At 67.6% G+C, this 24,837-nt stretch carries 25 protein-coding genes; 10 read left to right on the forward strand and 15 right to left on the reverse strand.

The genetic code is table 11. From position 1 onward, the window contains the following. Window positions 1-22: 22 nt before the first annotated feature. The 5 genes from FVF75_RS06480 to FVF75_RS06500 form a co-directional block, all read right to left on the reverse strand. A complete protein-coding gene (locus FVF75_RS06480; RefSeq protein WP_148377122.1) occupies window positions 23-658 on the reverse strand; it encodes a glutathione S-transferase family protein in 636 nt (211 codons plus the stop codon). Between the two features lie 274 nt (window positions 659-932). After that, the gene (locus tag FVF75_RS06485; protein WP_148377123.1) at window positions 933-1,145 is read right to left on the reverse strand and encodes a hypothetical protein; all 213 of its coding nucleotides are present in this window, start codon (window positions 1,143-1,145) and stop codon (window positions 933-935) included. A gap of 22 nt (window positions 1,146-1,167) precedes the next feature. After that, complete coding sequence (locus tag FVF75_RS06490) at window positions 1,168-2,946, reverse strand: acyl-CoA dehydrogenase C-terminal domain-containing protein (RefSeq protein WP_148377124.1); 1,779 nt, start codon at window positions 2,944-2,946, stop codon at window positions 1,168-1,170. Window positions 2,947-2,979: 33 nt separating this feature from the next. Next, window positions 2,980-3,378: a MerR family transcriptional regulator gene (locus FVF75_RS06495; RefSeq protein WP_148377125.1), complete on the reverse strand. Its 399-nt coding sequence runs from the start codon at window positions 3,376-3,378 to the stop codon at window positions 2,980-2,982. Between the two features lie 147 nt (window positions 3,379-3,525). Next, on the reverse strand, window positions 3,526-3,897 hold the full coding sequence (locus tag FVF75_RS06500; protein WP_148377126.1) for a MerR family transcriptional regulator: 372 nt from the start codon (window positions 3,895-3,897) through the stop codon (window positions 3,526-3,528). Between the two features lie 138 nt (window positions 3,898-4,035). Between FVF75_RS06500 and FVF75_RS06505 the strand changes: the two genes are divergently transcribed. The 4 genes from FVF75_RS06505 to FVF75_RS06520 all read left to right on the forward strand — a co-directional run bounded on the left by FVF75_RS06505 (window position 4,036) and on the right by FVF75_RS06520 (window position 8,079). After that, window positions 4,036-4,500, forward strand: a complete 465-nt coding sequence (locus FVF75_RS06505; protein ID WP_246138015.1) for a PaaI family thioesterase — start codon at window positions 4,036-4,038, stop codon at window positions 4,498-4,500. Next, window positions 4,497-5,000, forward strand: a complete 504-nt coding sequence (locus tag FVF75_RS06510) for a PaaI family thioesterase (RefSeq protein ID WP_148377127.1) — start codon at window positions 4,497-4,499, stop codon at window positions 4,998-5,000. The genes FVF75_RS06505 and FVF75_RS06510 overlap by 4 nt, the downstream gene beginning before the upstream one ends. A 2-nt stretch (window positions 5,001-5,002) precedes the next feature. After that, a complete protein-coding gene (locus tag FVF75_RS06515) occupies window positions 5,003-6,346 on the forward strand; it encodes an MATE family efflux transporter (protein WP_148377128.1) in 1,344 nt (447 codons plus the stop codon). 83 nt (window positions 6,347-6,429) lie between these two features. After that, entirely contained in the window at window positions 6,430-8,079 is a 1,650-nt protein-coding gene (locus FVF75_RS06520) for a Na/Pi cotransporter family protein (RefSeq protein WP_148377129.1), read from the forward strand. A gap of 105 nt (window positions 8,080-8,184) precedes the next feature. On the opposite strand, the gene arsC is transcribed toward FVF75_RS06520, so the two are convergent. The 3 genes from arsC to FVF75_RS06535 are packed head-to-tail and all read right to left on the reverse strand — an operon-like array spanning window position 8,185 to window position 9,928. Continuing rightward, a complete protein-coding gene (gene arsC / locus FVF75_RS06525) occupies window positions 8,185-8,532 on the reverse strand; it encodes an arsenate reductase (glutaredoxin) (protein ID WP_148377130.1) in 348 nt (115 codons plus the stop codon). Further along, window positions 8,529-9,593 (reverse strand): quinone-dependent dihydroorotate dehydrogenase, encoded by a 1,065-nt coding sequence (locus tag FVF75_RS06530; protein WP_148377131.1) that lies wholly within the window; start codon window positions 9,591-9,593, stop codon window positions 8,529-8,531. Before FVF75_RS06530 ends, arsC begins: the two co-directional genes overlap by 4 nt. Next, entirely contained in the window at window positions 9,590-9,928 is a 339-nt protein-coding gene (locus FVF75_RS06535; RefSeq protein ID WP_148377132.1) for a DUF952 domain-containing protein, read from the reverse strand. The genes FVF75_RS06530 and FVF75_RS06535 overlap by 4 nt, the downstream gene beginning before the upstream one ends. A gap of 134 nt (window positions 9,929-10,062) precedes the next feature. Between FVF75_RS06535 and FVF75_RS06540 the strand changes: the two genes are divergently transcribed. Together FVF75_RS06540 and FVF75_RS06545 are read left to right on the forward strand one after the other, a co-directional pair. Then, window positions 10,063-11,634, forward strand: a complete 1,572-nt coding sequence (locus tag FVF75_RS06540) for a bifunctional metallophosphatase/5'-nucleotidase (protein WP_148377133.1) — start codon at window positions 10,063-10,065, stop codon at window positions 11,632-11,634. A 145-nt stretch (window positions 11,635-11,779) separates the two neighbouring features. Then, the gene (locus tag FVF75_RS06545) at window positions 11,780-13,303 is read left to right on the forward strand and encodes an AMP-binding protein (protein ID WP_148377134.1); all 1,524 of its coding nucleotides are present in this window, start codon (window positions 11,780-11,782) and stop codon (window positions 13,301-13,303) included. On the opposite strand, the gene FVF75_RS06550 is transcribed toward FVF75_RS06545, so the two are convergent. Further along, a complete protein-coding gene (locus tag FVF75_RS06550; protein ID WP_281289580.1) occupies window positions 13,300-15,273 on the reverse strand; it encodes an elongation factor G in 1,974 nt (657 codons plus the stop codon). The two genes, FVF75_RS06545 and FVF75_RS06550, sit on opposite strands and share 4 nt — an antisense overlap. Before the next feature lie 61 nt (window positions 15,274-15,334). Here FVF75_RS06550 and FVF75_RS06555 point away from each other — a divergent pair, with 61 nt between their 5' ends. Further along, the gene (locus tag FVF75_RS06555; protein ID WP_148377136.1) at window positions 15,335-16,549 is read left to right on the forward strand and encodes an MFS transporter; all 1,215 of its coding nucleotides are present in this window, start codon (window positions 15,335-15,337) and stop codon (window positions 16,547-16,549) included. Window positions 16,550-16,612: 63 nt separating this feature from the next. Beyond that, window positions 16,613-16,963, forward strand: a complete 351-nt coding sequence (locus FVF75_RS06560; protein WP_148377137.1) for an H-type lectin domain-containing protein — start codon at window positions 16,613-16,615, stop codon at window positions 16,961-16,963. A gap of 10 nt (window positions 16,964-16,973) precedes the next feature. On the opposite strand, the gene FVF75_RS06565 is transcribed toward FVF75_RS06560, so the two are convergent. Both FVF75_RS06565 and FVF75_RS06570 read right to left on the reverse strand, forming a co-directional pair. Beyond that, window positions 16,974-17,324, reverse strand: a complete 351-nt coding sequence (locus FVF75_RS06565; protein WP_148377138.1) for a hypothetical protein — start codon at window positions 17,322-17,324, stop codon at window positions 16,974-16,976. Between the two features lie 3 nt (window positions 17,325-17,327). Further along, on the reverse strand, window positions 17,328-18,341 hold the full coding sequence (locus tag FVF75_RS06570; protein ID WP_148377139.1) for a ribose-phosphate pyrophosphokinase: 1,014 nt from the start codon (window positions 18,339-18,341) through the stop codon (window positions 17,328-17,330). 113 nt (window positions 18,342-18,454) lie between these two features. On the opposite strand from FVF75_RS06570, the gene FVF75_RS06575 reads away from it, so the two are divergent. Both FVF75_RS06575 and FVF75_RS06580 read left to right on the forward strand, forming a co-directional pair. After that, a complete protein-coding gene (locus FVF75_RS06575) occupies window positions 18,455-19,054 on the forward strand; it encodes a 2-hydroxychromene-2-carboxylate isomerase (protein ID WP_148377140.1) in 600 nt (199 codons plus the stop codon). After that, a complete protein-coding gene (locus FVF75_RS06580) occupies window positions 19,051-19,863 on the forward strand; it encodes an alpha/beta fold hydrolase (protein ID WP_246138016.1) in 813 nt (270 codons plus the stop codon). The genes FVF75_RS06575 and FVF75_RS06580 overlap by 4 nt, the downstream gene beginning before the upstream one ends. Window positions 19,864-19,868: 5 nt before the next feature. On the opposite strand, the gene FVF75_RS06585 is transcribed toward FVF75_RS06580, so the two are convergent. The 4 genes from FVF75_RS06585 to FVF75_RS06600 are packed head-to-tail and all read right to left on the reverse strand — an operon-like array spanning window position 19,869 to window position 24,744. Further along, window positions 19,869-21,890 (reverse strand): alpha-amylase family protein, encoded by a 2,022-nt coding sequence (locus FVF75_RS06585; protein ID WP_246138017.1) that lies wholly within the window; start codon window positions 21,888-21,890, stop codon window positions 19,869-19,871. Between the two features lie 9 nt (window positions 21,891-21,899). Continuing rightward, window positions 21,900-23,018, reverse strand: coding sequence for an ABC transporter ATP-binding protein (locus FVF75_RS06590; protein ID WP_148377141.1), 1,119 nt, complete (start codon window positions 23,016-23,018; stop codon window positions 21,900-21,902). A gap of 2 nt (window positions 23,019-23,020) precedes the next feature. Further along, window positions 23,021-23,857, reverse strand: a complete 837-nt coding sequence (locus FVF75_RS06595; protein ID WP_148377142.1) for a carbohydrate ABC transporter permease — start codon at window positions 23,855-23,857, stop codon at window positions 23,021-23,023. A gap of 2 nt (window positions 23,858-23,859) precedes the next feature. Beyond that, window positions 23,860-24,744, reverse strand: coding sequence for a carbohydrate ABC transporter permease (locus FVF75_RS06600; protein ID WP_187392993.1), 885 nt, complete (start codon window positions 24,742-24,744; stop codon window positions 23,860-23,862). Window positions 24,745-24,837 lie beyond the last annotated feature (93 nt).

Raw genomic sequence — 24,837 nt, forward strand, 5'->3', positions numbered from 1 at the left:
GTCATCGTCCTTTCGTCGTCTCTCAGGCCCGGTCGGCGGGCGATCCGGGCATCAGGTCATAGGGGTGCTTCCACCCCGGCAAGTCGGAAATACGAGTCAGCCAGGCGTCGATCGCCGGCCAGTCGGCGCGGGAAAACCCGAACGGCTCGGGGTAATAGAGATAACCGCAACAAGACAGATCGGCCAGCGTCGGCCCGTCGCCGACCAGCCAGTCGCGGGCGGACAACTCGGCGTCGAGCACCTTGTAAGCGGTCGCAAGCCGGCCTTTCAGGAAGGCGATCACCTCCGCCGGGCGCTTGTCCTCGGGCAGGAAATTCGACAGGAACCGCACCTGCCCGGCGACCGAGGACATCTTGTGATTGTCCCAGAACTGCCAGCGCAGAACCTCGCGCGCCTCACCGGCATCCTGACCGCCGAAACGCCCGGTCTTTTCGGCCACATACTGCTGGATCACGCCCGACTGGGTCAGCACCACCTCGCCGTCCACCATCACCGGCACTTCGCCCATCGGGTTCAATGCGCGAAACTCCGGCGTGCGGGTGCCGCCGTTGAAGAAATCGACGAACACCGGCTGCCAGTCCATCCCGGCCAGTTCCAGCGCCAGCGCCGCCTTGTAGGCGTTGCCGCTTTCACCGAAGCAATGGAGCCTGATCGTCATGCCGTCCTCCTGACTGTCACCGCCGCGCCGGTGGGGGTTTCACACCCCCACACCCCCGTGGAGTATTTCACCAAGATGAAGGGCGCCGGTAACGCGCCGTTAAGGTTAATGCGCCTATGCTGGCATCGCGGTACAGGCTGGAGAGCCGATGACCGCCCAAGGTGAAGCCCCGCCCTCCGCTGCCAGCGTCAACCGGCCCGAGGGGGCGGGGTGACCTCTTGTGCTTCATCTTGGTCCAAATACTCAAATCCCGTCCTCTCAAACCGTGCCACCGTCAGCGTTTTCGTGCATCAAGCTCCGAGTTGAACAGGCGCAGCCGATGCCCCAGTGCCTCGGCATCGGTCACGCTGTCGAAATGCTCGAACAGGAACGACAGCGCCTCGCCCTCGTCCAGCCCCGCCTCGCTGGCGAAGCGTTTCAGCCGTCGATAGCCGTCCTCGGTCATCGCAACCGGAAACCGGCGGGTGAGGCGAAAGCGTTTCGGCATCTGTCCTCTCCTTTTCCGACCCTCAGAAGGCCGCCGCGTCCAGCGCCATGACCGGGTCCGCCCCGCTTTCGATGCGCGCGCGCAGCATCGCCGTGGCGGGGATTTCCCGCGCCATGTAATAGCGCCCCGTGGCGATCTTGGTCTCGTAGAACGCGGCGTCATCGGGGCCGGCGGCGAGCTTGTCCATCGCCGCCCTGGCCATCCTCGCCCACATCAGCCCGATCGCCACATGGCCGAACAGGTGCATGAAGTCATAGGCCCCGGCCAGCGCGTCGTTGGGCCGTTTCGCGGCGGATTGCATGAAATACATCGCCGCCGCCTGAAGGTCTTTCGACGCCGATTTCAGCGGCTCGAGGAATCCGGCCTTGAGGTCTTCGTTGCCCTCGTTGTCCTTGATGAAATCCTTGACCATGTCGAAGAACGCCATCACGTGCTTGCCGCCGTCCTGCGCCAGCTTGCGCCCCACGAGGTCGAGCGCCTGGATGCCGTTCGCGCCCTCGTAGATCATCGCGATCCGTGCGTCGCGGGCGAACTGGCTCATGCCGTTGTCCTCGATATAGCCGTGGCCGCCGAACACCTGTTGCGCCTCGACCGTCACGTCGAAACCGCGGTCGGTCTGCACGCCCTTGATGACGGGGATCAAGAGCGACACCATGCCCTCGGCGTCGTCGTCGCCCATGCGCTGGGCGCGGTCGATCAGTTGCGCCGCCCAGAAGGTCAGCGCGCGGGCGCCTTCGACAAAGCTTTTCTGGCGCATCAGGCTGCGGCGGATGTCGGGGTGCACGATCAGCGGGTCGGCCGGCCCGTCGGGGTTTTCCGCTCCGGTCACGGCGCGACCCTGAAGCCGTTCGCGGGCATAGGCCACGGCGTTCTGGTAGGCGACTTCCGCGATGCCCAGCCCCTGCACGCCGACGCCGAGCCGGGCCTCGTTCATCATCGTGAACATCGCCCGCATGCCCTTGTGTTTCTCGCCCAGCAGATAGCCGGTGGCGCCGTCGTAGTTCATCACGCAGGTGGCGTTGCCGTGGATGCCCATCTTGTGCTCCAGCGCGCCGACCGAAACCGCGTTGGCCGCCCCCAGCTTGCCGTCGTCGTCCACCATGATCTTGGGCACGATGAACAGCGAAATGCCCTTCACGCCCTCGGGGCCGCCGGGGATCTTCGCCAGCACGAGGTGGACGATGTTGTCGGCCATGTCGTGATCGCCCGCCGAGATGAAGATCTTGGTGCCGGTGATCTTGTAGCTGCCATCGTCCTGCGGCTCGGCTTTCGTGCGCATCAGGCCCAGGTCTGTGCCGCTGTGCGGCTCGGTCAGGTTCATGGTGCCGGTCCATTCGCAGGTGACCAGCCTGGGCAGCCATTTCGCCTTCTGCGCCTCGGTGCCATGCGCGAAGATCGCGGAATAGGCGCCGTGGGTCAGGCCCTGATACATGTTGAAGGCCATGTTGGCGGCGACGAACATCTCGCCGGTGGCGCTGCCCAGAAGGTGCGGCATTCCCTGGCCGCCGAACTCGGGGTCGCAGTCGAGCCCGGTCCAGCCGCCCTCGCGCAACTGGTCGAACGCGTCCTTGAAGCCCGCGGGCGTGCGCACCACACCGTTTTCGAGCGTGCAGCCCTCGCGGTCGCCCACCGCGTTCAGCGGTTGCAGCACTTCGGCGGCCAGTTTGCCGGCCTCGGCAAGAACCGCCGAGGTGAAGGCCGGGTCCAGCTCGTCATAGCCCGGAATGTCGCTGGTCTCGACCTGCATCAGGTCGTGCAGCAGAAAGGCCATGTCGCGGGTGGGCGGGGTGTAGATCGGCATCTGTGCGGGTCTCCGGTCTGTCGTGGCGCGGGCCTACTGGGCCGCTTCGTCCTGTTCCATCGAGGCGACCATCTTGGCGCCCCAGTCGATCTGGGCGGACAGATCGGCGATCGCCTCGTCCAGTTCCTCGCGCTGTTTCTTCAGCGTCGCCAGGTGGGCGCGGGCGCGCTCCATGGTCTTGCGGTATTGGGTCAACTGCTGGTCGCCGACATCGTAGAGGTCGAGCAGCTGGCGGATCTCCTCGAGCGGAAAGCCGAAGCGCTTGCCGCGCAGGATCAGCTTGAGCCGCGCGCGGTCGCGCCGGGTGAACAGCCGTTTCTGACCGTCTCGGATCGGGGACAGCAGTTCTTTCGATTCGTAAAAGCGCAGGGTCCGTGCGGTGACACCGAAGGTGTCGCACATGGCGCGGATTGTCATGGTGTCTTCGGTCATGAGGTCCTCGGTGCGTTATGTGACGGGCCGGCCCGGGAGGGCGGTGTGGCGCGATCATGCACAACATGACCTTTACGTCAACGTCAAGCAAGGGGTGCGGCGCCGCGCGACGCAACGTCTCGCGCGGATGTGAAACCCGGGCTGGGCCTATTCCAGCGCCTTGGCCACGTCGTCGCGCAGCTTTTGCAGATCGGCGCGCGCCGCGGTCATGTCCGCGATCTGGGTGTCGAGCACGACAAGCTGGCGGTCGGCCATCCCGATCCAGGCGTGCATCTGCGCCTCGGTGCCCTGTTCGTCATAGATCAGAAGCCACTGGCGCACCTCTTCCAGCGAAAAGCCGAAGCGGCGGCCGCGCAGGATCAGCTTCATCCGCGCCACTTCGCGCGGGCCATACCAGCGCGTGCGCCCATCGCGCTCGGGCGCAAGCAGTTCGATGTATTCGTAATAGCGCAAGGTGCGCGGCGTCACCTCGAACTTCGCGCACATTTCCTTGAAAGACAGCCGGTCGTCTCTTGTCATGGCGCAAAGATCGCCTGTTCGGCGGGTGAGGTAAAGCCGGTATCCCGCGATCCCGGCTTTTCTGGCGGGTCGGGAGATTCACCTTGCCCCCGGCGGACCAAACACGAATATTCGGCCAAACCGCGGCAGGAGGGAAATGTGAGCACCCCGGACACCGACCGAAACACCGAAATCGCCCGCCAGTTCATCGAAGCGATCCCGCATTCGCGGGCGCTGGGGATGCGCCTTGACGAGATCGGGCCGGGAGTCGCGGAAATCTCGATGCCTTATGACGCCCGTTTCGTCGGCGACCCGCGCTCGGGGGTTCTGCATGGCGGCGTGGTCTCGGCGCTGATGGACACCTGCGGCGGCGCGGCCGTGATGAGCCACCCCGCGGCCCCCGGGGCGACCGCGACGCTCGATCTGCGCATCGACTACATGCGCCCGGCCACCCCGGGCCAGCGCATCGGGGCGCGCGCCACCTGCTATCACCTGACCCGCTCGGTCGCCTTCGTGCGCGCCGAAGCCTTCGACGATGACCGCGAAAACCCCGTGGCCAGCGCCTCGGGGGCCTTCACGGTGGCCCCGGATTCCGGGCGCAAATCGTCCGAGGCGGCGTCATGAAGCGGCCCGAACCCGTCCAGGTCATCAAGGAGCGGCGCGACGCGGCCCTGCGCGCGCTGGTCGGCGGCGTGCCCTATGCCGGCTTTCTCGGGATCGAGTTCGACCGGCGCGGCGATGAACTGACCGCGGTGCTGCCGTTCTCCGACAAGCTGATCGGCAACCCGCTTCTGCCCGCCATCCACGGCGGCGTCACGGCGGCGTTTCTCGAGGTTGCGGCGGTGATCGAACTGGGCTGGTCGATGATCTGGACCGGGATCGAGGACGGCAGCATCGCGCCCGAAAGCCTGACCCCGGAAAACCCGCCGCGCCTGCCCAAGACCATCGACTTCACCGTCGATTACCTGCGCTCGGGCCTGCCGCGCGACGCCTATGCGCGCGCCGAGGTCAACCGCTCGGGCCGACGCTATGCCAGCGTGCATGTCGAGGCCTGGCAGGACAACCGCAGCCGTCTGTTCGCCCAGGCGACCGGGCATTTCCTGATGCCGGCGCACGGAGGCTGACGATGCCCACATCCCAGCACCAGGCGCCCCGGGACGGCCCGGCGGCGATCACCCACAGACGGGTTCTGAACATCGCCGTGCCGGTGGTGCTGGCCAACATAACCGTGCCGATCCTCGGCGCGGTCGATACCGCCGTGATCGGGCAGTTGGGCGAGGCCGCGCCGATCGGCGCGGTCGGGATCGGGGCGATCGTGCTGACCGCGATCTACTGGGTGTTCAACTTCCTGCGCATGGGCACCGCCGGGCTTGCCGCACAAGCCCTGGGCGCCGGGCGCACGGGCGAGGTGGCGGCGCTTCTGACCCGCGTGCTGATGATCGGGCTGACCGCCGGATCGCTTCTGATCCTGTTCCAGGGGCCGCTGTTCTGGGCGGCCTTCAAGGCCTCGCCCGCCACCCCCGAAGTCGAGGCGATGGCGCACAGCTACATGGCGATCCGGGTCTGGTCCGCGCCCGCGATGATCGCGCTTTACGGCATTCTCGGCTGGCTTCTGGCGCAGGAGCGCACGCGGGCGATGCTGGCGGTGCAACTGCTGATGAACGGCGCCAATGTCGGGCTGGATTTCCTGTTCGTGCTGGGGCTGGGCTGGGGGGTCGAGGGCGTGGCCATCGCCACCGTGATCGCGGAATGGTCGGGCTTTGCCCTTGGGCTGTGGTTCTGCCGCGCGGCCTTCCGTGTGCCGGCCTGGCGCGACTGGGCGCGGGTGTTCGACCGGGTGCAGCTGATCCGCATGATGCGGGTCAATTCCGACATCCTGATCCGCTCGCTGCTGCTTGAATCGATGGTCGTGGCGATGATGTTCCTCGGTGCCGGGTTCGGCGACGTGACGCTGGCGGCCAACCAGGTGCTGTTCCAGTTCCTGCACATCACGGCCTACGCGATGGACGGTTTCGCCTTCGGGGCCGAGGCGCTGGTGGGGCAGGCGATGGGCGCGCGCGACCGCCCGCGCCTGCGCCGTGCCGCCATCGTCTCGAGCATCTGGGGCGCGATCACGGTGGGCGCGATGATGCTGATCTTCCTGATCGGCGGCGGCGCGATCATCGACCTGATGACCACCGCGCCGGACGTGCGCATCGAGGCCCGCGTGTATCTGCCCTGGCTGATCCTGATGCCGCTGATCGGCTGGGCGCCGTGGATGCTGGACGGCATCTTCATCGGCGCCACCCGCACCGCGGACATGCGCAACATGATGATGGTCTCGGCGTTGGTCTATGTCGCGGCGCTCTATGCCCTCTTGCCGACCTTCGGCAACCACGGGCTCTGGGCGGCGCTGCTGATCTCGTTCGCCTCGCGCGGGGTGACGCTGGGGCTGCGCTACCCGGCGCTCGAGGCGTCGGTGGATGGCTGAGAACGCGGCTTCGGCATCGCATATGACAAACGCCCCGCGCCTTCCTATGGTGGCCGCAACGGGCCTTGAGGCGTAACACACGGATGCCGCAGGACTTTGCCAGTTTCGACCTCTGGACCGGCCTGTTCGGCGGGCTGGCGCTGTTTCTGTTCGGCATGGACCTTCTGACCCGGGCGCTCAAGCGTGTGACCGGCGACCAATTGAAGGCGATCCTGGCCCGGCTGACCGACAACCGGATCAAGGGGCTGTTGCTGGGGGCGGGCGTGACCTCGGTGGTGCAAAGCTCGTCGGTGACGACGGTGCTGGTGGTCGGGTTCATCTCGGCCGGGGTGATGAGCCTGGGGCAGTCGGTGGCGGTCATCATGGGCGCCAATATCGGCACCACCATCACGGCGCAGATCCTGGCCTTTCAGATCACCGCCCTGGCGCTGCCGCTGGTGACACTGGGAGTAACGCTGACGCTGGTGACGGAAAACCGGATGTGGCGCGAATACGGTGGCGCGCTGATCGGGCTGGGGCTGATCTTCTACGGCATGTCGGTGATGTCGGGGGCGATGGCGCCGCTGCGCGACTCGGCGCCGTTCATCGAGTTGATGGCGTCGCTTTCGAACCCGGCGCTGGCGATCCTGGTCGGGGCCGGGTTTACCGCGCTGGTGCAGTCAAGCTCGGCCACCACCGGCATCCTTATCGTGCTGGCCGGGCAGGGGATGGTGACGCTCGATGCCGCCATCGGGGTGGCGCTGGGGGCCAATGTCGGCACCTGCGTGACCGCGATGCTGGCCGGGATCGGCAAGCCGCGCGAGGCGGTCCGCGCCGCCGTGGTGCACACCATCTTCAACCTCGCGGGCGTCGCGCTGTGGCTGTGGTTCATCCCCGAACTTGCCGACCTGGCGCGGCTGCTGTCGCCCGGCGGCGGCACCGCCCGTCACCTGGCCTGGGCGCATACGGTGTTCAACGTGGTCAATGCCGTCCTGATGATCGGGGCGACCGGGCAGATCGCCCGGCTGGCCGAATGGCTGGTGCCCGACCGCCCGGCGCGCGCCGAACCGGAGGGGACGCCGAAATTCCTGGAATCGGCGCTGCTCGACACGCCGCAGATCGCGCTGGAGGCGGCGCACCGCGAGGTGGTGCGGCTGGGGCGTCATGCCACCTCGATGGTCGAGGTGGCGCTGCCGGTGGCGCTGGACGGGCCGCGCCTGCGGCTCGAACAACTGGCCGAGCGCGACCGGGCGATCAACCAGTTGCACCAGGCGATCATCGCCTATCTCGGCCAGATCAGCCTGCGCCGCCTGAGCCTTGCGCAATCCGACGAACTGGTGCGGCTGGTCTCGGCGGCCAACGATTTCGAGCAGATCGCCGACCTGGTGGCGCGCGACCTGGTGGTGTCCTCGCTCAAGCGGCTGGATGACGGCGTGGTCGTCAGCCCGGCAACCCGTCGAATCATCGCGCGCTTTCACGCCGAGGTGGTGGCGGCGCTGCGGGGGGCGGTGGACGCCTTCGAGGGCCGCGATGCGGGCCGGGCGCGCGAGGTTCGGGCGATGAAGGGCACGATGCGCGAACTCAGCCACGAGATGGCGCTGCACGGGATCGAGCGGCTGACGGCGCGCGCCCCCCGGCGGGTCAAGACCTATACCCGCGAGGTCGAGCTGATCGAGATCCTCGACGACATCTTCCGCCTTGCCCGGCGCGTGGCCCGGCTGGAGACCGAAGCCGACGAGGCCGCCGCGCGTTGATCCGTCGCAATCATGTGCGCCTGCGGCGCGCAGTTTGCCTCGGTCCCGGCCTGCGGCCGGTCCCTCGGGGATGAGTATTTGCCACCAAGATGAAGCAGCAGGGCGTCAGAGGATGTCGAGCACCTGTTCCGGCGGGCGTCCGAGGCGGGCCTTGCCGTTGGCGAACACCACCGGGCGTTCGATCAGTTTCGGCGTCGTGGCCATGGCGCGGATCAGGCTGGCCGGGTCGCTGTCGCGGCTGAGGCCCAGCGCCTTGAACTCGGCCTCATTGGTGCGCATCAGCTCGATCGGCGCGATATCGAGGGCCGCGAGCGCCGCGCGGATCTCGGCCTCGGAGGGCGGGTCGGTGAGATAGGGGCGCACGGTGGGGGTGAGGCCGCGCTCTTCGATCAGCGCCAGTGTCTGGCGGCTTTTCGAGCAGCGCGGGTTGTGCCAGATGGTGACCTCGGTCATAGCCAGTCTCCTCGTTTGGTTCCGACGGCGTCGGAGATGTGGTCGTATCCGTCGCGCGCCAGGGCCGCGTCGAGCCCGGTCAGGATTTCGCCGACCAGGCTCATGCCGCCATAGACCAGCGCGGTATAGAGCTGCACCGCCGAGGCGCCGGCGCGGATCTTGGCATAGGCGTCATCCGCCGTGGTCACGCCGCCGACCCCGATCAGCGGCAGGTTGCCCGCCGTGAGCGACGACAGACGGGCCAGCACGCGGGTGGATTTTTCGAACAATGGCGGGCCGGAAAGGCCGCCCTTTTCGGCTTTGTGAGGACTTTTCAGACCTTCGCGGTCCAGCGTCGTGTTGGTTGCGATGATCCCGTCGAGCCGCACGGCGCGTGCCACCTCGACGATAGCCTCGATTTCCTCGCCCTCGAGATCGGGGGCGATCTTGAGAAAGACCGGGGTGTATTTGTCGAGTGCCTCGCGCGCCTCCAGCACCCGGTCGAGCAGGGCGCGCAGCGCCGCGGCGCCTTGCAGGTCGCGGAGTTTTTCGGTGTTGGGCGAGGAGACGTTGACGGTGGCGAAGTCGATGAGCGGGCCGCAGCAGGTCAGCACACGCGCGAAGTCGCCGGGGCGGTCGGTGCTGTCCTTGTTGGCGCCGAGGTTCAGGCCGACCGGCACCGGGTGGTTCCTGGTGCGCCGCCGCAGGCGGGCCGCCGCGGCCTCCATTCCGGCATTGTTGAAGCCGTAGCGGTTGATCACCGCGCGATCCTCGGTCAGGCGAAAGACGCGCGGGCGCGGGTTGCCCGGCTGCGGCAGGGGCGTGACCGCGCCGACCTCGACAAAGCCGAAGCCCGCCCGGCTGAGCGCATCGACCGCCTCGGCGTCCTTGTCGTAGCCGGCGGCGAGGCCCAGCGGGTTCATCAGGCTCATCCCCGCGATGGTGGTGGCCAGCCGGTCGGTGGTGATCGGGCCGGGCAGGGCCACCATGCCCGCCTTCATCGCCATCAGGGACAGGCGGTGGGCGGGTTCAGGCGCCAGCCGGTGCAGCCCGACCAGCCCGGCCTTCTCGATCAGGTTCATGTCATGGTTTCCGGAAAGACGTGACCATCGGGGCCGAGCGGCAAGGGCGCGGTCCAGGCCACGTCGGTCATGGCCAGGTGGCGGTAGAGGTGCGGAAAGCGCGCGCCGCCGCGCGACACCTCCCATTTCAGCGCATCGCCCAGCGCTGCGGCCTCGACCGCGACCAGCATCAGACCGTCCTCGCCCGCGAAGTGTTTGGCCGCCGTGCCCGGGGCCTGTTCGGCGGTCGAGAAATGGATGAAGCCATCGGCCAGGTCGACCGGCGCGCCCGGTGTTTCGCCGGCGCTGTCGAACGCCTGCCATTCGGCGGCGCGCAGGATCTTGTAGATCAGCATGGCCCTGATGTGCCCCCGCCTGCCAGTGGCGTCAAGCGTCGTCGGGGCCCGTGAACCGGGCCGGGCAAACGAGGCTTTGACATGAGCGATGGACTCGCCGCACTCTGGAGGAAGTGTTCAACCAGGGGGTTCCCATGACCTATCGTATCCTCGCGCCGGCAGCGGCGCTCGTGTTTTCTGCCGGGATGGCGCAGGCGGAATATTCGCTGACCATCCTTCACACCAACGATTTCCATGCCCGGTTCGAGCCGATCTCGAAATACGACTCGCCCTGCTCGGAAGAGGACAACCAGGCCGGCGAATGCTTTGGCGGCTCGGCGCGGCTGGTGACGGCGATCAACGAGGCCAAGGCGCGGTCGAACAACTGGATTCTCGTCGATGGCGGCGACCAGTTCCAGGGCACGCTGTTCTATACCTACTACAAGGGCGCGCTGGCGGCCGAGATGATGAACAAGATGGGCTATGACGCGATGACCGTGGGCAACCACGAGTTTGACGACGGCCCCGAGGTGCTGCGCGGCTTCATGGACGCGGTGGATTTCCCGGTCTTGATGTCGAACGCCGATTATTCCGGCGAGCCGCTGCTCAAGGACAAGCTGGCCAAGTCGGTGATCATCGAACGCGGCGGCGAGAAGCTGGGCCTGATCGGGCTGACGCCGATCGACACCGACGAACTGTCCTCGCCCGGGCCCAACGTGATCTTTACCGATCCGGTCGGCGCGGTGCAGGCCGAGGTTGACCTTCTGACCGCCGAGGGCGTGAACAAGATCATCGTGCTGAGCCACTCAGGTTACAACGTCGATCAGCGCGTCGCGGCCGAGACCACGGGCGTCGACGTGATCGTCGGCGGGCATGACAACAGCCTGTTGTCCAACACCATCGAAGGCGCGCGTGGCCCCTATCCGACCATGGTCGGCGATACCGCCATCGTGCAGGCCTATGCTTACGGCAAGTTCCTTGGCGAGCTCAACGTGACCTTCGACGATGCCGGCGTGATCCTCGAGGCGGTGGGCGAACCGATCTCGATGGATGCGGCGGTGACCGAGGACGAGGGCACCAAGGCGCGCATCACCGAGGCCGCCCAGCCGCTCGAGGAGATCCGCCAGAAGGTGGTGGCCGAGACGACCGAGGCGATCGACGGCGAGCGGTCGTCGTGCCGCCAGATGGAATGCCAGATGGGCAACCTGATCGCCGACGCGATGCTGGCCCGGGTGGCGGACCAGGGCATCACCATCGCCATCACCAATGGCGGCGGTATCCGCGCCTCGATCGACGCAGGCGAGGTGACGATGGGCGAGGTCCTGACGGTGCTGCCGTTCCAGAACACGCTGTCGACCTTCTTCGTGTCGGGACAGGCGATCGTCGATGCGCTGGAGAATGGCGTCAGCCAGTACGAGGATGTCGCCGGGCGCTTCCCGCAGGTGGCGGGGCTGAAGTTCGCCTATGACGTTTCGGCCGAGGTCGGCAGCCGGATTTCGGACGTGATGGTTGCTGACGGGATGGACTGGAAACCGATCGACCCAGCAGCTGAGTATGGCGTGGTGTCGAACAACTTCGTGCGCAACGGCGGCGACGGCTACAAGATGTTCGTCAACGCCTCGAACGTCTACGATTTCGGCCCGGACCTGGCCGATGTGGTGGCCGAATACCTGGCCGAACGCACGCCTTACACGCCCTTTGTGGATGGGCGCATCGCCGCGAAATAGGCGGCTGTCGTGAAAATGGCGCGGCCCGGCGGGCCGCGTCAGTTCTTTCAGGGGGGCGTTGCCCCCCCACGCCCGGTTTGCGGGCAAACCGGACGATCCCCCCAGAGTATTTTTGCCAAGATGAAACCCGTGTGGCGAGGCTGCGATGTATGACGTGAACCACCTTGCCCATGCGATTTCATCGGCCTCGGACGGGCGCGGCGAGGATCTGTTTCTCGAACATGGCGTGACCGGCGCGCAGGTGAGCTACGGCGCGTTCTGGCAAGCAGCCGAGCGCATGGCGGCGGTGCTGGTGGGGGCCGGGGTCGCGCCCGGCGACCGGGTGGCGGTGCAGGCGGCGAAAAGCGTGGCGATGCTGGAGCTTTATGTCGGCTGCGTGCTGGCGGGCGGCGTGCTGCTGCCGCTGAACCCGGCCTATACCGCGGGCGAGGTGGCGTATTTCCTGAACGACGCGGCACCGCGCGTTTTCGTGCTGGCACCCGAGCGCGAGGACGAGCTTGGCCCGGTCGCCGCGGCGGCGGGGGTGGCGCGGCTGTTCACGCTGGCAGGCGACGAGACCGGCACGCTGGTGACGGCGCAGGCCGGCGTCGATGCGGGCTTTCAGCCGGTCAGGCGCGGGCCGGAGGACCTGGCCGCGATCCTTTACACCTCGGGCACCACCGGGCGGTCGAAGGGGGCGATGCTGACGCACCGGGCGCTGGCCTCGAACTCGGCGACGCTGTGCGACATCTGGCGGTTTTCGCACGAGGATGTCCTGATCCATGCGCTGCCGATCTTTCACACCCACGGGCTGTTCGTGGCGACCAACGTGGCGATGATGGCGGGCGCGTCCTGTCTGTTCCTGCCAGGGTTCGACGCGGATGCGATCCTGCGCCTGATGCCGCGGGCAACCGCGCTGATGGGGGTGCCGACCTTCTACACGCGGCTTCTGGCGGCGCCGGGTCTGGCCGGGGCGAGCGCCGGGATGCGGCTGTTCATCTCTGGCTCCGCGCCCTTGCTGGCCGAAACCCATGAACGCTGGCGCGAAGTCACCGGCCATGCGATCCTTGAGCGCTACGGCATGACCGAGACCAACATGAACACCTCGAACCCCTATGACGGCGCGCGGCGGCCCGGCACGGTGGGTTTTCCGCTGCCGGGGGTCGAGTTGCGCATCACCGACCCCGAGACCGGGGTGGAGGTGGCCCGGGGCGAGATCGGGGTGATCGAGGTGCGTGGGCCGAATGTCTTTTACGGCTACTGGAACATGCCCGACAAGACCCGCGAGGAGTTGCGCGACGACGGCTGGTTCATCACTGGCGATCTCGGGACGGTCGATGCCGATGGCTATGTCACCATCGTCGGGCGTTCGAAGGATCTGGTCATCTCGGGCGGCTTCAACGTCTATCCCAAGGAGGTCGAGGCGGTGATCGACGCGCTCGACGGGGTGGTCGAGAGCGCCGTGATCGGCGCGCCGCACCCGGATTTCGGCGAGGGCGTGGTGGCCGTGGTGGTGGCCGAACCCGGGGCCGGGCTGACGCCGGACGGCATCCGGGCCGCCATCGCGCCGCACCTGGCGCGGTTCAAGCAGCCGGGCCGGGTGATCCTGGCGGACGCCTTGCCGCGCAACACCATGGGCAAGGTGCAGAAGGCGGCGTTGCGCGCCGCCCATGCCGGGGTGTTCGGCTAGGCCTGCCCCGACACCAGGTCCGCCACCTCGTCCTTGCGCGCCTCCTGGTAGTGGTCGAAGGCCGAGGTGAACCAGGCGGTGCCGCGTGTCGCCGCCGCCAGCGCGTTGAACAACTCGTCCTCGGCGGCCATCGGAAGCAACGTCTGGAACACGTCCCAACCGGCGGCGCGTTCATGCGCCTCGAAGCCCAGCACCTGCCCCTTGAGGCCCGAGACCAGCGGCACGAGGCTGCCCGAGGACACCGAGGGCACGTGGATGTCGACCTTCATGATCGGTTGCAGCACCACGGTGCCAAGCTCGGCCAGCGCCTCGCGCACCGCGTTCTTGCCGGCGGTGCGGAAGGCGAAATCGGAGCTGTCGACCGAATGGCTCTTGCCGTCCTTCAACTCGACCGAGACATCGACCACGGCAAAGCCCTGCGGCCCCTCGGCCAGCGCCTCGATGGCGCCGTTCTCGACCGCCGGGATGTAGTTGCGCGGCACCGCGCCGCCCTTGACGCTGCTGGAAAAGGCGAACCCCGAGCCGCGCGCCTCGGGCCTGACTTCGATCACCACATCGGCGAACTGGCCCGCGCCGCCCGATTGCTTGCGGTGGCGGTGGTGCACCTCGGTGCCGCGCCGGATGGTCTCGCGCAGGGCAGGGGGCACCGGCGCCTCGTTCACCTCGATCGAGAAATCCTGGGCCAGTTTCTGCATCAGTCGGCGCAGGTGCAGCGGGCCCTGGGTGGCGAGGATCGGGTGGCCGGACTTTTCGTCGGGCGTCACGCTCAGGCCCGGGTCGATCTCGGTCAGCCGTTCCAGCGCGCCCGACAGCCGGGTGTCGTCCTTTTCATGCACCGGGGTCACGATGCGCCGATACGCCGAGGTGTGCGGCCGCGCCCAGCCCGGCAGAACCGCCGCGGCGCTGGCGGTAAAGCCGCGCCCGGCGGCGAGGTGGTCGGATTTCACCGTCAGCCCGATCATGCCGGGTTTCAGCGTGTTGAGCGCGGTCTTGCTGTCCAGATCGGTGATCGAGCCGACATTGCCGCCCCCCAGCGGCCCGGAGGCCGCGATGGGTTTGTTGAGCGCGCGCACCAGCACCGTCTTGCCCAGGTGCTTGACCACGTCCGCCAGCACGCCGACCGCCACCGGGGCGTCGTTCAGCCGCGCGCGCGCGACCTCGACGCCGGGGGCCTCGTGGCGCAGGGATTTCATCAGCCGGTTGATGCCGTTGCGGTTCAGCGCCGAGCCCATGAAGGCCGGCACCAGCGCGTGTTCCTGCAGCGTGCGGGTGGCGACCTCGTAGACCTCCTCGGGCATCACCGCCTTGTCCTCGATCAGCTCTTCCAGCAGCGCGTCGTCGAAATCGGCGTAGCTTTCCAGAAGCTCGGCGCGGGCCTCTTCCTCGCGTCCGCGCACCGTCTCGGGCATCTCGATCAGAACCGAGGGCTTGCCCTCGCGGAATTGCCAGGCCCGTTCCGAGACCAGGTCGACCATGCCCACGATGCTGTCGCCGTCGCGGATCGGCACCTCGCGCAGCACGATGTGGTGGCGCGAATAGGTTTGCAGCGCCGCCACGATCTCGCTCATCCGGCTTTGCGCCGCGTCGATCCGGTTGATGAACACGATCGCCGGGATGCCCGCCTCTTCGATCACCCGCAGGTAGGGCGCGGCCAGCACCGCGTCGTCGGCATCGGCGGGCACGCACAGCACCGCGGCATCCGAGGCCGCGAGCGCCGCGCCGACCGGCGACAGGTTTTCTGACCCGCCGGCGATGTCGATCGCCGCCCAGTCCTCGCCCATGAAGCCGAACCCCTGCACCGAGGCGACGCCGGGAATATCGAGCCGCTTGCCCGGGCTGTCCTCGAGCCCGACCAGCGCCTCGACCAGGGTCGATTTGCCGGCATGCGACGGTCCCAGAACGGTAAAGACTTTCATCTGCGTTTCCTCCTTGGCGTGCCTACAAGACCTAGCGCCCCGCGACGCCGGCAACCTTGCGTCAGATCAAGCCCCGCGGCCTTGCCGCATGGCGGGGGCCGGGATAGATCGAGACATGGAAACGCCGAGAAACGCGCTTGCCTTCATCCTAGCGACGATCCTGATCGACGCAATCGGAGTCGGGCTGATCTTTCCGCTTCTGCCCGACCTGATGGCGCGGGTCGGGGCCGCCGATAACGGGGCGGGCGCGGTCTGGGGCGGTATCCTGATGGCCGCCTATGCCCTGATGCAGTTCGTCTTTGCCCCGATCGTCGGCGGGCTGTCGGACGCCTTCGGGCGCAAGCCGGTCCTGTTGACCGCGATGGCCACGCTGGCGGTGGACTACGTGATCATGGCGCTGGCGGGCACCTTCGGGCTGCTGTTGCTCGGGCGCCTTCTGGCCGGGATCGCGGGGGCCACGCACACCACCGCGACCGCCTATCTGGCCGACATCTCGCCGCCCGAGAAACGCGCCACCAATTTCGGGCTGGTGGGCGCGACCTACGGCATCGGCTTCGTCATGGGGCCGGCGCTGGGCGGGCTGCTTGCCGCCTGGCATGTCACCGCGCCGTTCTGGGTGGCGGGCGCGTTCGCGGCGGCCAACGTGGTCTTGGGCCTCGTCGCCCTGCCCGAGAGCCTGCCGCCCGCCCGCCGCCGCGCCTTTTCGGGCACCGACCTCAACCCGTTCGGCGCGATCCGGGCGGCGTTTCGCCTGCCAGGGCTGGCGCTGCCCCTGTTCTGCCTGTTCGTGTTCGAGTTCGCCAACATGGTCTACCCGACGCTCTGGGCCTTCTGGACGCGCGAGGTGTTCGGCTGGTCGGCGGCGATGATCGGCTTTTCGTTTGCCTATTTCGGCATCGGCGTGGCGCTGGCGCAGGCCGTGGCGCTGCCCGCGATGATCCGCGCCGGGGGCGAGTTTCGCACCCTGATGATCGGCCTCATCGCCGGGATCGTGGCGATGGTCTGGCTGGGGCTGGGGCCGCCGGCCTGGCTGGTGCTGACGCTTCTGCCGATTGCCTGCATCTCGGACATCGTGCCGCCGACCATCACCGCGATGATGTCCAACCTCGTGCCCGACGACCGGCAGGGGCTGCTGCAAGGGGTGATCGCGGCGCTTGGCTCGATCTCGGCGGTGATCGCGCCGCTGATCGTGACGCCGCTGTTCGAGGTCTTCGCCGCGCCGGATGCCCGCCTCTACCTGCCCGGCGCGCCGTTCCTGGCGGCGGGCATTTTGCTGCTGGCGGTGCTGCCGTTTTTCCTGGCGCTGTCACCGGGGCGCGCGCGCTCCTGACCCCCCGGGCTTGATCGCGCCGGGGGTTTTGGGCAAGGTTGCGCGAGGGGCGCGGGAGGGACGATGCAGCGGTTGAAATCACATTGTGTCGGGGTCGAGACCGGCACGAGGATGCTGTTCGCCGATTACCAGCACGACGGCGTGATGTGGTCGGGCGAGGGCGAGCGCGAGTTGCGCCATGGCATCCGCTTTTCCGAACCGTTCCTGCACCCGCCCTCGGTGCAGATCGGCATATCGCTGTGGGACGTGGCCAACAGTTCGAACCACCGCATCGACCTGACCGCCGACACGATCACCGCAGAAGGCTTCGACATCGTGTTCCGCACCTGGGAAGACACCCGCGTCGCGCGCATCCGCGCCGACTGGATGGCCATCGGGGCGCTCAGCGACGAGGACGACTGGGACGTGGAGTAGGGGGCGGCCCTCAGTTCGCGGGTCCGCAGCGAAACGGCGCGAAGGTGCTGGCCATCCCCTCGTTCATCGTCATCAACGTGAGCAGATCGGCCAGCTTGTATTCCTGTTCGCTGCGGGGGCAGACGTTGCCGCGTATCGTGCAGCCGGATGCGACGAACTCGGCGCTGCCGTCGATGAAGTCATCGCTGATGCCCTCCGGCCCGACGCTGTCCAGGGCCGCATCCCAGGCCAATTGGTAGAGAACGCATTTCTTCTCCGGCCAGGTCAGCCCGTCCAGATCCTGCGCCTTGGCCACCGACGCTGCGGCGACAAGCGCCACCGACAGGAGAAAGACGCGTGCCGCCCGGCGCAAGACCCGCATCCCTCAGGAATAGGCCGTCTCATACAGCGGCTCGAGCGTTTCGTGGTCGAACAGCGACGACACCGAGGTGCCGCCCCAGATGTTCAGGATCGCCTGGGCAAAGATCGGCGCGGTCGGCACGATGCGGATGTTGGGCGCGGCCAGCACTTCGGGCGTCGGCGCGATGGTGTCCGACAGCACCAGGGTTTTCATCACCGAGTTGGAAATCCGTTCGACCGCCGGGCCGGACATCACGCCGTGGGTGATGTAGGCATGGACCTCGGCGGCGCCCTTGTCGATCAGCACTTCGGCGGCCTTCACCAGCGTTCCGGCGGTGTCGCAGATATCGTCGACGATGATGCAGCGCTTGCCGGTCACGTCCCCGATCACCGTCATCTCGGCCACTTCACCGGCCTTCTCGCGCCGCTTGTCGACGATCGCCAGCGGCGCGTCGATGCGCTTGGCCAGTTCGCGCGCCCGCGCCACGCCGCCCACGTCGGGCGAGATCACCATCACCTCGTCCATGCAGTCGCGGAAATGGTGCTTCACGTCCAGCGCGAAGATCGGGCTGGCATAGAGGTTGTCCACCGGCATGTCGAAAAAGCCCTGGATCTGCGCCGCGTGCAGGTCCATCGTCAACACCCGCTCGATCCCCGACTGGGCCACCATGTTGGCCACCAGCTTGGCCGAGATCGGCGTGCGCGCCTTCGAGCGCCGGTCCTGCCGGGCATAGCCGAAATAGGGAATGACCGCGGTGATCCGCCCCGCCGACGACCGGCGCAGGGTGTCGGCGATGATCAGCAGTTCCATCAGGTTGTCGTTGGCCGGGCGCGAGGTCGACTGGATGATGAACATGTCCTCGCCACGCACGTTTTCGTGGATCTCGACGAAGATCTCCTGGTCGTTGAACCGCTCGACCCGCGCGCTGACCAGCTTGACCGGGGTGCCGCGGTGGATCGACATCCGCTTGGCGACGGCGCTGGAGAGTTTCAGGTTGGCGTTGCCAGAGATCAGTTTCGGTTCGTGGAGTGAGGGCATGAAGCAGGGTCCGGGCGTGGTTGCGCTTGAGAATCGCGGCGGATGCCGCGTTGACTTCGATTAGCACCGGGATAGGGTCAAGGCCACATTGGACGGGCAGGACGGAGGGCAAAATGGCCGATATCGAGTATTTTTTCAGCGTGATCTCGCCCTGGACCTACCTGGCAGGTCCGCGTTTCACCGCGCTTGCCGCGCGCCACGGGCTTTCGGTCGTCTACCGTCCGCTCGATATCACCGCGCTGTTCGGGCGCACCGGCGGCGTGCCGCTGGGTCAGCGCCACCCGTCCCGCCAGGCCTACCGGCTGGCCGATCTGGCGCGGCAGGCCCGGCGCGCCGGGATGCCGATCACCCTTGAACCGGCGTTCTTCCCCACCAATGCCGCCCCCGCGTCCTATGCCATCATCGCGGCGCAGGAGGCCGGCGGCGGCGACATCGCCGCGCTGGTCCAGGGGCTGCTTGCGGCCTGCTGGGCCGAGGACAAGAACGTCGCCGACGACGCGGTGATCCGGGCGGCGCTCGAGGCCGCCGGGTTCGATCCGGCGCTGGCCGACAAGGGGCTGTTCACCGCCGCAGACACCTACACCCGCAACCTCGAGGCGGCGGTGACCGCCGGGGTCTTCGGCGCGCCAAGCTGGGTTGCGCCCGACGGCGCGGTGTTCTGGGGTCAGGACCGGCTCGATGACCTCGACGCGCATCTGGCGGAGGCCGTGTGAGCGCGCACCCGCCCCGCATCTCGGGCCTGCCTACCCATGTCACGCGGATGGGCGCGGGCGTGCGCCGGGCGCTGTTCATCCATTGCAGCATGGGCCGGGCGGAAACCTGGGCCGGGGTGCAGGCGGCCCTGCTCGACAAGCTGTCGATGACCGCCTTCGACCGCCCCGGCCACGGGCAAAGCGCGCCCTATCGCGGCGACGGTGGCGCGCGCGGCCTGCACGACATCACCACCCAGATCGCGGCCAGCCTGATCGAACGCCGCGCCGACGTGATCGGCCACAGCTATGGCGGCACGGTGGCGCTGCGGCTGGCGATGGAGCGGCCCGACAAGGTGCGCTCGCTGGTGCTGATCGAGCCGGTGCTGCTGGCCGCGATGCGCGGCAGCGCCGACTACGACAGCTACCTGCGGGCGATCGCGGATGCACGGGCGGCACTGGAGGCGGGCGACCGCGAGGCGGCGGCGGCGCGTTTCAACGACATGGTCAGCCCCGAAGCGCCCTGGGCCGCCCTGTCGCCGCGCGCCCGGGCCGTTCTGGCCAGTCAGATTCACCTGATCGCCGAGGAATCCGATGCGGTGACCGATGACGTGGCCGGGCTGCTCGCCCCGGGCCGGATCGAGGCGGTGACGCAGCCGGTGCTGCTGATCGAGGGCAGCCTGTCGCCCCGGTTGCTCAGCGGTGTCAACGCGGTGCTGGCCGCGCGTCTGCCCAATGCCACCCGGGTGGTGGTGGCGGGCGCCGGGCATATGGCGCCGCTCACCCACCCCGACAGCGTCGCCGCCGAAATCGCCACCTTTCTCAAGCTCTGAGCGCGTCAGCCCGCGAAATCGACGCCGATCATCTGGTGCCCGACCATCTCGGGCACGTCGAAGCGGACCAGCCCGCCCTCCTGCGAAAAGTCGAGCGCCACGCCCGAAGGCACCGCCGTCACCCGCGCGACGGGCCGGGTTTCACGAAGGCGCACCGGCACGTCGCGCAGTCTTGGCAGGTCCTGGATGATCTCGATCGGGCTGCCCTTGAACTGGCCGCGCAACTGCGGCGTGGCATAGAGCAGGTGCAGCACGAGGCGGCCAGGGTCCGCCTGTTCGCGCAGGGTCAGGCGGCCACCGATCGGCAGCTCGGCCTCGACCTTCGGGGCAGCCCCCAGCATCTCGCGCACCAGCCGCCCCAGAACCTCGCGCAGGACCGCCGGGCCATTGCGGAAATGGATCGAGAACAGCGGATGCGCCGTCTGGCAGATGCGCCCCTTGCGCAGGATCGCGTGATAGCCGCTGGGGGCAAGGTCGTAGGGCGTGTTCATGTGGCCGTTGAAGTGCTTTTGCGTCCGGTCGAAATAGGGATCGTGGACCAGGCCGAGGCTTTCGCCGTCGGTCCGGCTCAGGCGTTGCGACGGTTCATACAGAAACACCGGGTCCTCGACAAAGGCGGGCGCGATGGCGGGGTCGAACACCGCATAATCGCCGGCAAAGGGCGATGGCCCCTCGACCCGCCCGCCGAAATCGAATTGCGGCTGGCCATCCGCGCCGATCCCCGATGTGCCGGTCAACAGCAGCGCGCCGCCGGCCTCGACGTAGTCTTGCAGCCGCGCCACCATGTCCGCCGGCAACCGCGCCTCGTCGGGCACGATCACCAGCCGGTAGGGCGCAAGGTCGGCCTGGGTGTCGATCACGTCGAACAGCAGGCGTTCTTCCAGCAGAACCCGCGAACACCCCTCTTCGGCGGCGTTGTTGACCGCCGCCGGGTCCCAACTGTGCAGGTCCGGGCTGTTGACCGCGCGCACCGACAGCATCGCGATCTCGGCGACGTTGCGGCTGGCCTCGCACCACGGCTCTTTCGCCGCCACCTCGGCATAGGCCGGGGCGATCACGTTGTAGGTTGTTTGCGCCTGCCGCCCCGAGGGATGCAGGTGGTCGCCGATCGAGCATTTCGCCCCGTGCGCCAGCATGAAGCCGCATTCGTAGCGCAGCGCGTCAGGATGCTTGTAGGCCCCGAACTCGCCCCAGAGCGTGTGGAACTTGCCGGTCATGCCGGAGTAATCCGCGCCGATGCTCTCGGCATACTTGGCGCCGATCGGGAAGTGGTCATAGCCCCAGCCGCCGGTCGGCAGCGACTCGATCTCGAGGTGGCTGTCGAAATCCAGGATGGCGCGGTCGCCCAGCGTCAGGTTGCCGTGGTTGTGAAACACCGGCATGTCGGCGCGGGTGCTTTTCGCGGCCTCGGTGGTGCGGCGCATGAACTCGGCCTTGACGTGGGCGGCGTGGGCCAGCCGGTCGGCCTCGCGGGTCCAGTCCAGGCCCATGCGCTCCATCTGCGCCAGCGCCGAGGGGCTGCATGACGGGTATTGGTGGCAGATATCGACGAAGATGCCATCGGCATCGGGAAATTTCGCGGCAACCTCGCGGATCATCGCCTCGAGGAAATCCATCGCAGGGGTCGAGAAATCCAGCAGCCCCCAGCGCACCACGTTGCGCTCGCCGGTGTTGCCGCCCGCGAACAGGAACTTGCCGTCCTCGGTGACGACCCGCCATTCCGGGTGCTCGCGGCAGCTCAGCTCGTCCCAGGCGCCGGTGATGTAGATCGGCGCGCGGATGCCGGCGGCCTTCAGCGCGTCGAACTGCGCGCGCAGAAGGTCGAACTCCAGCGACGGGTGACGCTGGCCCACCTCGCTGTCGAAATAGGTCCAGCCGTGGTGGCAGCGCGCGAACAGCGTGACCGAGTCGACATGGGCGCGCTTGAAGGTGCCCGCGAAATCCTCGGCATCGAAGGCCTGGCCGACTTCGGGGATATGTTCGCTGGTGTGAAAATCCAGGTGGATCTGGCGAAACGGAATGCTCATGGCACGGCCTCAGTTGTGGCTGTTGGTGCGCGGGATGCGCGCGACCGGCAGGGCGGCGTCGCTGGCGTCGAACAGGTGCAGCTCATCGGGCGCGGGCGCCAGCCAGATCGCGTCGTCGCTGTGCAGGCGGTATTGGCCCGGCTGGATCATCGCCACCTGCGGCCCGTGTTCAAGCTCGATGAAGACCACGGTTTCGCGGCCCAGTTGCTCGGCATGAACCACCCGGCCCGCCAGCCCGTCGCCCTCGGCCACGATGCGCCAGCCATCCGGGCGCACGCCGAGCGACAGCGGCGCGCCCGCCTCGGGCAGGGCGTCCGCGTCGGGCCGGATCGGCGGCGACAAGGTCATCCCGCCCACCTTCAGCCCCAGCCGCCAGTTGGCGACGCCGGTGCTGGTGGCGTCGAGAAAGTTCATCCGTGGCGTGCCCAGAAAGCCCGCGACGAAGCGGTTGACCGGCTCGTTGTAGAGGTCGAGGGGGGATCCGACCTGCTCGATATTTCCGTCGCGCATCACCACGATCTTGTCGGCCATGGTCATCGCCTCGACCTGGTCGTGGGTCACGTAGATGCTGATGCCCTTCTGGTGCCGGTGCAGCTTGATGATCTCCAGCCGCATATGGGCGCGCAGGTCGGCGTCGAGGTTTGACAGCGGCTCGTCGAACAGGAACACCTTGGGTTCGCGCACGATGGCGCGCCCGATGGCGACGCGCTGGCGCTGGCCGCCCGACAGGTCCATCGGCCGCCGGTCGAGGTAAGGCTCCAGTTGCAGGATCTCGGCCACCTCGCGCACCTTGCGCGCGATCTCGGCCTTGGGCACATGCGCCATGCGCAGCGCAAAGCCCATGTTCTGCGCCACCGTCATGTGCGGGTAAAGCGCGTAGTTCTGAAACACCATCGCCACGCCGCGTCGGTCGGGTTCCAGCCCGCTGATGTCGGCGCCGTCGATCGTCATGCTGCCGCCGGATATGGTCTCCAGCCCCGCGATCGAGCGCAGGAACGTCGACTTGCCGCAGCCCGAGGGGCCGACGAACACCACGAACTCGTTGCCCGATACCTCGAGGTCGAGCCCGTGCAGCACCTCGGTCGCGCCATAGCTTTTGCGCAGGCCGTTGATGGACAGTTCAGACATGGCTATTTCCCCATCCCCGCCATCGAGCGGACAAAGTATTTCTGGAAAATCACGAACAGCACCAGCAGCGGCAGCGAGCCGATGCTGATCGCCGCCAGCGTGCCCGGCCAGTCGGTGCCGTATTGATCGCGGAACGACACCAGCCCCAGCGGCAGGGTCTGCATGTGTTTCGAGGTCATGATGATGGTGGCCAGCAGGAACTCGTTCCACACGCCCACCAGGTTGAAGATCGCGACCGAGATCAGGACCGGGCGCGACAGGGGCAGCACCACGAACCACAGCCGCCGCCACGGGCCGCAGCCGTCCAGCTTGCCGGCCTCCTCAAGCTCGGCCGGGAACTCGTAGAAGAAGGAATACATCAGGATGATCGAGAACGGCAGCCCGAAGGCCGCATAGGGCAGGATCAGCCCGAGATGGGTGTTGAGCAGGTGCAGATCGCTCAGAAGCCCGTAGATCGGCACCAGCACCGCGTGAACCGGGATCGCAAAGCACAGGACCGTCAGCAGGTAGACCCAGCCGGAATAGCGGAAATTCATCCGCGTCAGCGCATAGGCCGCCAGCGCCGAGGCGATCACGATCAGCGCCACCGAGACGCCCGACACCACCACCGAGTTGATGAAGAAGTCGCGCACGCCCGCGTTCCAGGCCTCGATGAACTTGCCCCAGTTGGGATCGGCCGGCAGCCCGGTCGGGTCGAGGAACATCTCGCGGTTGGTCTTGAGCGCGCCGATCACCACCCAGCTCAGCGGAAACAGGATCACCGCGACGTAGCCCAGGAGGAACAGGTGCATGATGATCGCCATGCGGCGGGTGCGCGGGAAGAAGGCAAGGCTTTTCATGGCTACCTCCGGATCATCCGGAACTGGATCAGCCCGAACACGAAGGCGATGGCCAGGAACACCACGCTCAGCGCATTGGCATAGCCGATCTGCCCGAATTCGAAGGCGTTGCGGAAGATATACGAGGCCAGCACCTCGGTGGCGTTGCCGGGGCCGCCGTTGGTCAGCACATAGACAAGGTCGAACACCTTGAAGGCGCCGATCACGGTCAGCAGGCAGCAAGTGATGATCACATTGCGGATCGTCGGCAGGGTGATGTGGAAGAACGCCCGAAGCCCCTTGCAGCCGTCCATCCGCGCCGCCTCGTAGGTTTCCTCGGGCACGTTCTGCATCCCGGCCAGCAGGATCACCATCATGAAGCCGGTGTATTGCCAGGCCCCGACGAAGATCACGCCGTAAATCGCGAAGGCCGGTTCGCCCAGCAGCCCGTTGCGCGGTGCCGACAGCCCGATCAGCCCCAGCCAGTCGTCGACCGGGCCGATGCTCGGGTTGAGGATCAGGCTCCAGAGCAGGCCGACGGCGGCGGTCGAGACCAGGATCGGGGCGAAGATGATGGTGCGGTAGACGACCTTGAAGCGGCGCACGCCACGGTCGAGCAATGCGGCCAGCACCAGCCCCATCCCGACTTGCAGGACGACCGACAGAACCGCGAATTTCAGGTTGTTGATCAGCGCGATGCCGAACACCTCGTCGCCCGCCAGCTTGGCGAAATTGTCCAGCCCGACGAATTCCTTGACGCCCCCGAACACCTCGTAGCGATAGAGCGACCAGGCGAAGGTCTGCATCAGGGGCAGAAGGATGAAGGCCCCGAACAGGATCATCGCCGGGGCCAACAGCGTCAGCGCCGAGATCGTGTCGCGCCGGTGATGGGTCGGGGGCTGGGCCATCCGCTCGGTCCTTCCGGTCTGGGGCATCGGGAGGGGGTGCGCGCGCCCGTGGGAGGGCCGGGCGCGGCAGGGCCGTCGGGTGCGGAGGCGCGC

Source organism: Maritimibacter fusiformis, assembly GCF_008086115.1.
Taxonomy (GTDB): Bacteria; Pseudomonadota; Alphaproteobacteria; order Rhodobacterales; family Rhodobacteraceae; genus Muriiphilus; species Muriiphilus fusiformis.